The following is a 7,854-nucleotide window of genomic DNA, read 5'->3' on the forward strand; positions in this document are numbered from 1 at the left end:
CCCCCGAGGATCCGCTTGGACGTCACACTCGCCGACGGTCGCACGATCCCCCTGAGCCGCGGACTGGCCGAGGCGGTGCTGGGCGCGGAGCCGCTGCCGGACGACCCGCACGTGTGGTCGCCGGTGTACCTGGGGGCGCCGGGCAACGCGGCGCTCATCGACCTGGGGCTCGCGGAACGGAACCGGCAGGGGTTCCTGGGGCTGACGCCGCTGGGGCACGAGGTGCGCGCGTGCCTGATGTCCCCGGCGGCGGGCGACGACACGGCCGGGGTGATCCTGGACCCCCGGCTCCCGGAGGACCGCCGGCGGGCGCTGCTGTCGGCCCTGGCCGACCCGGAAGCGGGGCCCGAACTCCGGGCCCGGGGCTGGACGGCCCTGCGCGCGGGCTACGCGGCGGCGCTCGTTTTCGTGGCCTTCTGGATTCCCGCGTCGGACCTGCCCCTCGCCGTGTTGGCCCCCGTGGCCGTGGTCACGGCGGCCGGGCTCATGGTGCCCTCCTACCTGGGGGAGCGGGCCCGCAAGCGCCGGGAGCCGCGGCACGTTCTGGAGGCCCTGGCCGACCACTACGTTCTCCCGGAACGGGTGGAGGGGGAGTACCGCGCGCTGCTGGAACGCACCCGGCGGGCGGTGGAGGCCATCCTGGACTCCGACCCGCACCGCGAGGGGCTGCTGCTCGACACCGTCCGCAACCAGGTGGTGCTGGCCGAGACCGAGTGGGCCATCGCCCGCGGCCTGGCCCGCCTGTCCGGCGAGGCGGCGCGTGCCGACGGCACACCGGTCGCGGGGGAGCGATCCCGCGCGGCGGCCGAGCGGGCCCGCGCGGCCCTCGCGGAGGAACGCGGCCACCTCGAACGGCGGATCGAGCTCCTGGAGGAGTACGCGACGGGGGTGCGCTCCTTCGAGGCCGAACGCGCGGACGCGGCCTCGGCGCGCGAGTTCGACGCGATCGCCGACCGGGTGCTGGAGTCGGGGGCCGCCCGCGACCTGCACGACGAAGCGCTGACCTCCCTGGTCCGCGCCCAGGAACTGGCCCTGCGCCTGTCCGAGCTCACCGACGAGGGGAAGCCGTGGACCTGACCCTCCCGGACGGCTACACCGTCGTCCTCCGAGCACACACGGCGGCCGCGCTGCTCGCCGCCCGGCCCTTCCCCGGGCGTGACGACCTGTACTGCCCGGTCACCGGGGACCCGCAGACCACGGCGGCGCTCATCGCCCAGGGGCTCGCGGAGCGCGATCCCCAGGGGCTGCTGATCCTGACGGCACGCGGGAACGAGGCCCGCGCCGCCCTGGAGCGTTCCGCCACGGGGGAGGCCCCGACGGAACCGGTGCCGGTCCGTCCGGTCCTGGACCCGACCCTCCCGGCCGAGGACGCCGAACGCCTGTCGGCGGCCCTGAGCCGCCTTGCGGCGGGGGACACCGGGCCCGTACCCGTCCGGCAGCCGTTCCTGGTGGCGCTGCTGGTCTTCGCCGTGGTGCCGATGCTGCTCCTGTACTCCCTCCACGCGTTGATCCCGGCGTGGTGGGGGCTCTTGGTGGCCGTCGGCGTCCCGCTGATCTGGAGCGCCGGTGCCCTGCACCTCACGTTCCGTCGCCAGCGCAAGGCGGAACAGGAGACGCCGCCCGTCGTGGCCGCGTCCTACGAGGGGCGCCATGTCACCCCGGACGCGCTCGACGATCAAGGCCGCGCCCTGCTCGCACGGACCCAACAGGCGGTGGACACGGTCCTGGAGTCCGGACTGCATCGCGAAGGGTTGCTCCTCGACTCGGTCCGCAACCAAGTCGTGCTGGCCGAGACCGAGTGGACCATCGCCCGAGGGCTGGGGGATCTGGCCCGCTCGCTGCGGGAGATCGAGGCCACCCCGATCACGGGGGAACGTTCCCGCGCGGCGGCCGAACGGGCCCGGGTGGCCCTCGCAGAGGAGCGCGGCCACCTCGAACGACGGATCGAACTCCTGGAGGAGTACGCGGATCGCGTTCGCGCCGCCGACGACGAGCGCACGGACAGTACCTCCGCGCACGAACTCGGGGCGATCACCGACCGGGTCATCGAAGCGGGAGCGGCCCGCGATCTCCACGACGAGTCGTTGGCCTCCCTGGTTCGTGCGCAGGAGGCCGCCCTCCGCCTGTCCGAACTCACGGAGGACCGGTGAAACTTCACCTGCCCTGGCAGCCCCCGGTTCCACTGCGTCCGGACACGGTCGCGGCACTGTTCGACATGGGCCGCGTCGACGACCCGAAGACCGCAACGGCACTACTCGTCGCCCAGGGACTCGCGGAACGCGACCCGGCAGGGGAACTGCTCCCCACCCTCTGCCTGGCGACCCCCTAGCCCAGCGCCCCCGCCTTCACAGATGAGGTCAAAAGAGACACCCCCGACCGAAGCACGGAACCGGATATGTCATCCGCACCACCGCTGAGTAGCTGTTGGCCTTGAGGCCACCCTGACGTTCATGCAACAGTGATCGGAGCCGAGCTTCCATGGCCGTCTCGGGTATATAACGCGGAGATAACGCCCCGCGTTTGCCCAGGTCATTAACTCCAAGCCCCGCGCACGTGGGGATGGACCGCCGAGATCCAGCGCCGCACCCAGACCGGACGCCCAAGACCCGCGCACGCGGGGATGGACCGGTGGCGTCCTACCTGGACCTGCCCACGGACAGCCAAGCCCCGCGCACGCGGGGATGGACCGCGCCTGCGCGAGGCCGGGGTGTACGCCGAGGGCCAAGTCCCGCGCATGCGGGGATGGACCGTGGGGGCCGGACTTCCACCAGGTCAAGCCAGCCGACCCCCGCGCATGCGGGGATGGGCCGGAGAGCTCGCGGTTTCTGGGCTGCTGTCGGTCAGTGGCCGGGAAGCCGGCCCAATTCCGTGGCTCGCACGAGGTCGCGGTAGGGCATCGCCACCACCGGGTGTCCGTTCAGGCCGAGGTCTTCCTCCACCCGGGCCAGGACCTGCTCGGCCTCGCCCGGGTCGTCGCTGATGACCTCGACCTCGACGAACGTCCCTGCGCCCTGGACCTCATCGACGGCGACGGTGACCTCGCTCAGGTCCGGATGCCGCCAGGAGGTGCGCGCCTTGTCCACCCGGGCCAGGGGCACCATCCCGATCAGCTCCAGCAGCGCCTCGGCGTCGGACGCGAGCCCGGCGTTGGCCAGGCCGACGTTGGTCTCCTGTTTGGAGATCGCCCCCGCAGCACTGTGTGTGGTGTCGGTGGAGGCGGGCTTGTAGGTGATCTCCGCGAACTCATCGCCGCGCCGACGCACCCGCAGGCACTCCATGGTCTTCAGGTAGTCCACATCCGGGCGGCTGTAATTAGGTGTCCACCTCCCGATCCACGCCGACTTCATGCCAACCCTGCTCGACCAGACGGCGCGAGAGCGGCCCGGCATCGTCTCCGAGGGCGCGTTTGCGCTCGACCTCGATGCCCATGAGATTCCTCCCGGACCGAGAACGGTGTAGGTGCGGGTGAGGGCTGTTGTGCCACCGGCTGCGATTGGGGTGGTCTGACGGCGGTCATCGGCGGGCGGTGGCGATCAGCGTTCCCACGTGCTCCGGGTCCGGCGCGGGTTCCTCCCACACCCGCACCTCCTCGAACCCGTGGCGGGTCAGGATCCGCTCCCACTCCGCGGGTTCGTAGGCCCACCGGTACACCCACACCCGGCGGCCGTTGAACCCGCCCCCGTACATGCCCTGCGCTCCGTACGACCCCGGGATCGCGGGAGCGTGGGAGAACACGAAGCTCCCGCCGGGTTCCAGCCGGTCGTACACCAGCGGGAGCAACACCTCCGGGTCGGTGAACCACACCGCTCCCCAGACCGAGTAGATGGTGTCCCACCGCCGGGGCGCGCCCTCCAGAAAGTCGACCGCGTCCGCCTGGTGGAACTCCGCGCCCAGATACCCCCACCGTGTCCGCGCCTGCTCGACCGCCACCGGAGACAGGTCCACTCCGGCGGCCTTCGCGCCGAGGGAGGCCAGCGTGGCGACGGCGTTCCCCCGCCCGGATCCCAATTCCAGGGCGGAAGAGGGCTGCCCGAGTAGTTCGACACCGGGTCCGTGTCCCGCGTATTGGGTCCATTCCAGAGCAGAGGCCAGCCTCTCCTCCGGAGCCTGCGGTGTGATGCCCCGGGTGTACCGGTCCCAGTAGCTCGGGACATCCCTGGTCGGGTCGGCCATGGTCGTGGTCCTCGCAGCTGGGGAGAGGGGACCCGCACCACGTTAGCCACGACACCACTGAGATGGCAGGTGAACAGCGATAGAGGCCGACACCTCCGCAGGTGTCGGCCTCGCCCGGATTTCAGCCGGTCGTCAGTGGCAGTTGCTCCCCGGGTGACAGGGGCTGCACTTGGCGGCGTCGCGGTCCCACAGCGGCCAGTCCACAGCGAAGCCGTTGGCCTCGATGATGTGGGCGGTGCGAACCACCGTCCCGTCGTACTTGAACGCGATCTCGGGGACGTGCTCCAGGAACCGGCCATCGAAGTGGACGGCGCAGAACTCGCGGTAGTTCACCGTGTCCAGGATGAATCCGTGCACGGCGATGTCCACCAGCGGGCCGCAGCCGAGTTCCAGGCCCTGGCCCCACTTCTCCATGGCGGTGATCAGGTAGGCCACGGCCTGCCCGAGGCACCGTTCCGCCATGACGGTGTCCCACGGGTGGTCACGGGTGAGCAGGAGGACCTGGCGCGCCCACACCTCGGGGGGCATGAAGGCGCGGGGAACGCGGGTGGTGGTGTCCGTTGTGGTCATCGGCCATCTCTCGTTTCTTCCGGAGGCGGGGACCTGCCGGCTGTTTCTCCCAGAGAACGCCTCGCGGCTCGGGCGCATCAATGCCGCCGCGGTGAGCGAACATTGACCGTGGCGGCAATGTTGCGCACTCTGCGGCGCGGGTACGCTCCCAATCCCCCGCCCCTTTTCGGGAGACGGATGTGAAGGCCGCTCGCGTCACACGTGCCACCCGTGCCCAGCTCGCCCGCGCCGCTGCCCGTATTCGTGCCGACTGTCAGCGCCACGGTGCGACCGTCCCGGCGATCGCCGGGCAGATCATCCGCGACCTGCCCATCACGCGGTTGGAGGCATGGCGGCTCGCCTATGGGTGGTCCCGTCCACACGTCGTGGAGGCTGTCGCGGAGGTGTACAGGTTCGATGGGCTGGCTCCCCCCGGGTTGACCACCGCCATGCTGTGCCGTTGGGAGCACGGTCAGGCCCGCCCCGGCCCGGACTACGTCCTGGCCTTGGCCCGCGTCTATGCGGCGAACCCGGCGCACTTGGGTGTTCCCCTGCCGAGATCTCTTGTTGATTGGTACGGTCACCGCATACCGCAGCCGCGACAGGAGCAGCCGATGCCCGCCGAGTTTCCCGAACTGGCCGCCGTCGCCGACAGCATCGCCCTGACCGGGCCCGGCTCCGGTACGGCCGATCTCGCCCAGCGGGCGATCGAGTTCTATGAGGCGCGGTACAGCGACTACCCGCCCCGGGTCCTGGCCGCCGAGGTGGCCCGTTGCCGTGGGCTGCTCATGGGGCACTCGGATACGGAGACCCGGCGTGCGCTCGGGTGGCTGTCCGCGCTGCTGGGCAACCTCGCCCACCACACGGGGGACCCGGCCGGGGCACTCATCCACCTGGGGACGGCGGCCCGGGTGGGCGAACAGGTCGGTGACCGGTGGCTGGCGGGATGGGCCCTGGGCGCCCAGTCCATGGTGACGCTGGGACAGGACCGACCGGGGGAGGCCCTGGAGTCGGCGGACCGGGCCGCGGGGTTCGCGGACACTCCGCTGCGGCGGGCTCAGATCGGTGCGTGGTGCCGTGCGCGTGCCCTGGCGGAGCTCGGCGACAGGGAAGAGCTGGCCCGGACGATCATCGAGTCCCGCCGCCACATGGACGCGGGCGAAGAGGTGCCGGGGCGGTTCGGGTTCGACCGGGCGGAGTTCGAGCTGCACCTGGCCGAGGCCGCGCTGCCCCACGATCCGGCCGATGCCCTTGCCCATGCCGAGTCCTCGGCGGGGCTGAAGAGGGTGGGGGCGCCGGGCTGGGCCGCCGCCGTGGCGGTGCAGGCCCGCGCCCACGCGGCCGCCCGGGACGGCGAGACCGCCACTGGGCTGGGCATGCAGGTCATAGAGACGGTTCCTGCCGAGAGAATCCGGGCCACGACCCGCACCCGCCTGCGGCACCTGGTGACCGATCTGGGCGACTACCCGGGTGGCCGAACGCTGCGCGAGGCCGTGCAGTCCCTTTAGCGGTCACTCGCCAGGCCGAGCTGGGTGAGGTCGAGGTGTTCGGCGCGGCGGGCGAGGAGGTACAGGCGTCCGGCGTTGCGGTCCTGCTCCTTGACCAGGGCGAATCCCTGGGTCTTGTAGTACTTGACGAGCTCCGGAAAATAACAGCCCTGCCGCACCCAGCGGCGGCCCTGACGCGCGGCCCGGTCGACCGCCCACAGGCCGATCAGGGTTCCGGGCCCGTGCTCCCGGTACGCGGGGTCGGTCGCGGTCGTGAACAGGTACAGGCTCGGCTCGGCGGCCTCCTCGGGAGTCCAGTCCTGCGGCAGCGCCTGCGTCATCACCGTCGTGCACCCGACGATGCGGCCCTCGGTTTCGAGCACCCACATGAAGCCGCGCCCGGCCTGCCCGGCGAGGTCGTCGACATCCTCGCGCCAGGATTCCAACCCGTGCCTCTCCATCCATTCACAGCGTGCGGTGATCATCGAGGCCACACCGGACACGTCGTCCCCGGTGGCGGGTCGCATGATGAACAAGAAGGCTGATCCTCTCGGCGAAGGAACGCGGTGCCCGGCCGCTCGACCCTACGGCGCGAACCCTTTGCGGCGACAGCCCATCGCGATCCCCCCAGGGTCCGCCAGCGGATACCTCTGTTCGGTGCACCTGTGGGCCAGCCCGGAAGACAAGTTTGACTAGTGGTGGTCAAAGTTGACCTCCGGTGAGTCCTGGGGGCTTGAAATCGGACGTCATGTGGCCGCGTGGTCGCGGCGCCAGAACGTGGGAGGCCACCAGCAGAGCAGCGAACGATCGTTCGGCCATGGGGGTATGGTCTTCTGCGTCCCAGTCCTCGAAGGGGTCGTGTGTGAGGCCGATCGGCCGCCCGCACTTTCCCTCGCCGACGCGGGTGGGTGAGGGAGGCCTGTCGCGGTTCTTACGCCGGCTGTTCCTCCTCGCCCACAAGCTCGATGCCGATGGCGACCACGCCCAGGGCCTCGCGCTCGGGCGGGTAGATCGCGCGGATGTTGCGGAGCTGCTCCTCACGGTTCGCGGTCGGGTCGGTCGAGGCCTCCGGCTCGTGGTCGAACATCTCCGCAAAGGTCGAGTACCGGGCCAGACGGGTGATGCGGGTCAGGACCTCCTCGTCCCGGCACCTGAACCGCAGCAGGTCACCGACCGCGAGCCGTTTGCGCTTGTCGTCGTCGACCCTGACCTCGGTGGTCTTCCTCCCCGAGGCGATGAGGTCGAAGTAGCGCTTGTAGATGCCCATCTCGTGTGTCCTGGGGCGCTGTTCGAGGTCGGCGGTCCGATTGTGCATGAGGCGTCCGAGTTCCTTGGGGATGAGGGGCTTGCCGACGCGGCAGAGCAAGGCGTCGATGCTGCCGGGCCGGTTGGCGGTGTCGAGCATCCAGGGTTCCAGGTCGGCGGACATGGCGCCCGCGCGCCGGTGCGGCGAGTACCTGTGCGAAGACGCGCAGCCGCATGTGTGGGCCGGAGGTACTTCGAGCCTTGCCCCGGAGGACGAAGGGAAGAGGGGACTTCCTCGGTCTCCGCCGTGGGAAAGGCCTCCTGCGCGCTCGGGGCAGGCGCCATGGGCGGTCGACGCGACGTCAGAGGCCGTCGGCGCGCTCGGGGCGGGGCCAGCGGG

9 protein-coding genes are annotated in these 7,854 nt (G+C 71.1%); 4 read left to right on the forward strand and 5 right to left on the reverse strand.

The features are described from left to right. The first annotated feature begins 15 nt into the window (after positions 1 to 15). From ACJOT3_RS04355 to ACJOT3_RS04365, 3 genes are read left to right on the forward strand one after another with little or no spacing between them, the layout of a single operon-like run. On the forward strand, positions 16 to 1,077 hold the full coding sequence (locus ACJOT3_RS04355; RefSeq protein ID WP_406969007.1) for a hypothetical protein: 1,062 nt from the start codon (positions 16 to 18) through the stop codon (positions 1,075 to 1,077). Next, positions 1,068 to 2,150, forward strand: a complete 1,083-nt coding sequence (locus ACJOT3_RS04360; protein WP_406969009.1) for a hypothetical protein — start codon at positions 1,068 to 1,070, stop codon at positions 2,148 to 2,150. Before ACJOT3_RS04355 ends, ACJOT3_RS04360 begins: the two co-directional genes overlap by 10 nt. Further along, a complete protein-coding gene (locus ACJOT3_RS04365) occupies positions 2,147 to 2,329 on the forward strand; it encodes a hypothetical protein (RefSeq protein WP_406969011.1) in 183 nt (60 codons plus the stop codon). Before ACJOT3_RS04360 ends, ACJOT3_RS04365 begins: the two co-directional genes overlap by 4 nt. A gap of 511 nt (positions 2,330 to 2,840) precedes the next feature. Here the strand turns inward: ACJOT3_RS04365 and ACJOT3_RS04370 are convergent. The 3 genes from ACJOT3_RS04370 to ACJOT3_RS04380 form a co-directional block, all read right to left on the reverse strand. Then, complete coding sequence (locus ACJOT3_RS04370; protein WP_406969013.1) at positions 2,841 to 3,296, reverse strand: CYTH domain-containing protein; 456 nt, start codon at positions 3,294 to 3,296, stop codon at positions 2,841 to 2,843. Between the two features lie 217 nt (positions 3,297 to 3,513). Further along, positions 3,514 to 4,173 carry a class I SAM-dependent DNA methyltransferase gene (locus tag ACJOT3_RS04375; protein ID WP_406969015.1) on the reverse strand — a complete coding sequence of 220 codons (660 nt, stop codon included), beginning with the start codon at positions 4,171 to 4,173 and terminating at the stop codon, positions 3,514 to 3,516. A gap of 132 nt (positions 4,174 to 4,305) precedes the next feature. After that, positions 4,306 to 4,743: a glycine-rich domain-containing protein gene (locus ACJOT3_RS04380; protein WP_406969017.1), complete on the reverse strand. Its 438-nt coding sequence runs from the start codon at positions 4,741 to 4,743 to the stop codon at positions 4,306 to 4,308. A gap of 593 nt (positions 4,744 to 5,336) precedes the next feature. Here ACJOT3_RS04380 and ACJOT3_RS04385 point away from each other — a divergent pair. Continuing rightward, on the forward strand, positions 5,337 to 6,230 hold the full coding sequence (locus ACJOT3_RS04385; protein WP_406969019.1) for a hypothetical protein: 894 nt from the start codon (positions 5,337 to 5,339) through the stop codon (positions 6,228 to 6,230). Here the strand turns inward: ACJOT3_RS04385 and ACJOT3_RS04390 are convergent. Then, complete coding sequence (locus ACJOT3_RS04390; protein ID WP_406969021.1) at positions 6,227 to 6,745, reverse strand: GNAT family N-acetyltransferase; 519 nt, start codon at positions 6,743 to 6,745, stop codon at positions 6,227 to 6,229. The two genes, ACJOT3_RS04385 and ACJOT3_RS04390, sit on opposite strands and share 4 nt — an antisense overlap. 395 nt (positions 6,746 to 7,140) lie before the next feature. Then, positions 7,141 to 7,638, reverse strand: a complete 498-nt coding sequence (locus ACJOT3_RS04395) for an ASCH domain-containing protein (protein WP_406969023.1) — start codon at positions 7,636 to 7,638, stop codon at positions 7,141 to 7,143. Positions 7,639 to 7,854: the final 216 nt, after the last annotated feature.

The organism is Nocardiopsis protaetiae, assembly GCF_045446735.1.
Taxonomy (GTDB): Bacteria; Actinomycetota; Actinomycetes; order Streptosporangiales; family Streptosporangiaceae; genus Nocardiopsis; species Nocardiopsis protaetiae.

Bases quoted from the DNA above. Each gene is read 5' to 3' on its own strand.
- ACJOT3_RS04380 (WP_406969017.1), bottom strand. From the start codon at position 4,743: ATGACCACAACGGACACCACCACCCGCGTTCCCCGCGCCTTCATGCCC.
- ACJOT3_RS04375 (WP_406969015.1), bottom strand. From the start codon at position 4,173: ATGGCCGACCCGACCAGGGATGTCCCGAGCTACTGGGACCGGTACACC.
- ACJOT3_RS04385 (WP_406969019.1), top strand. From the start codon at position 5,337: ATGCCCGCCGAGTTTCCCGAACTGGCCGCCGTCGCCGACAGCATCGCC.
- ACJOT3_RS04395 (WP_406969023.1), bottom strand. From the start codon at position 7,638: ATGTCCGCCGACCTGGAACCCTGGATGCTCGACACCGCCAACCGGCCC.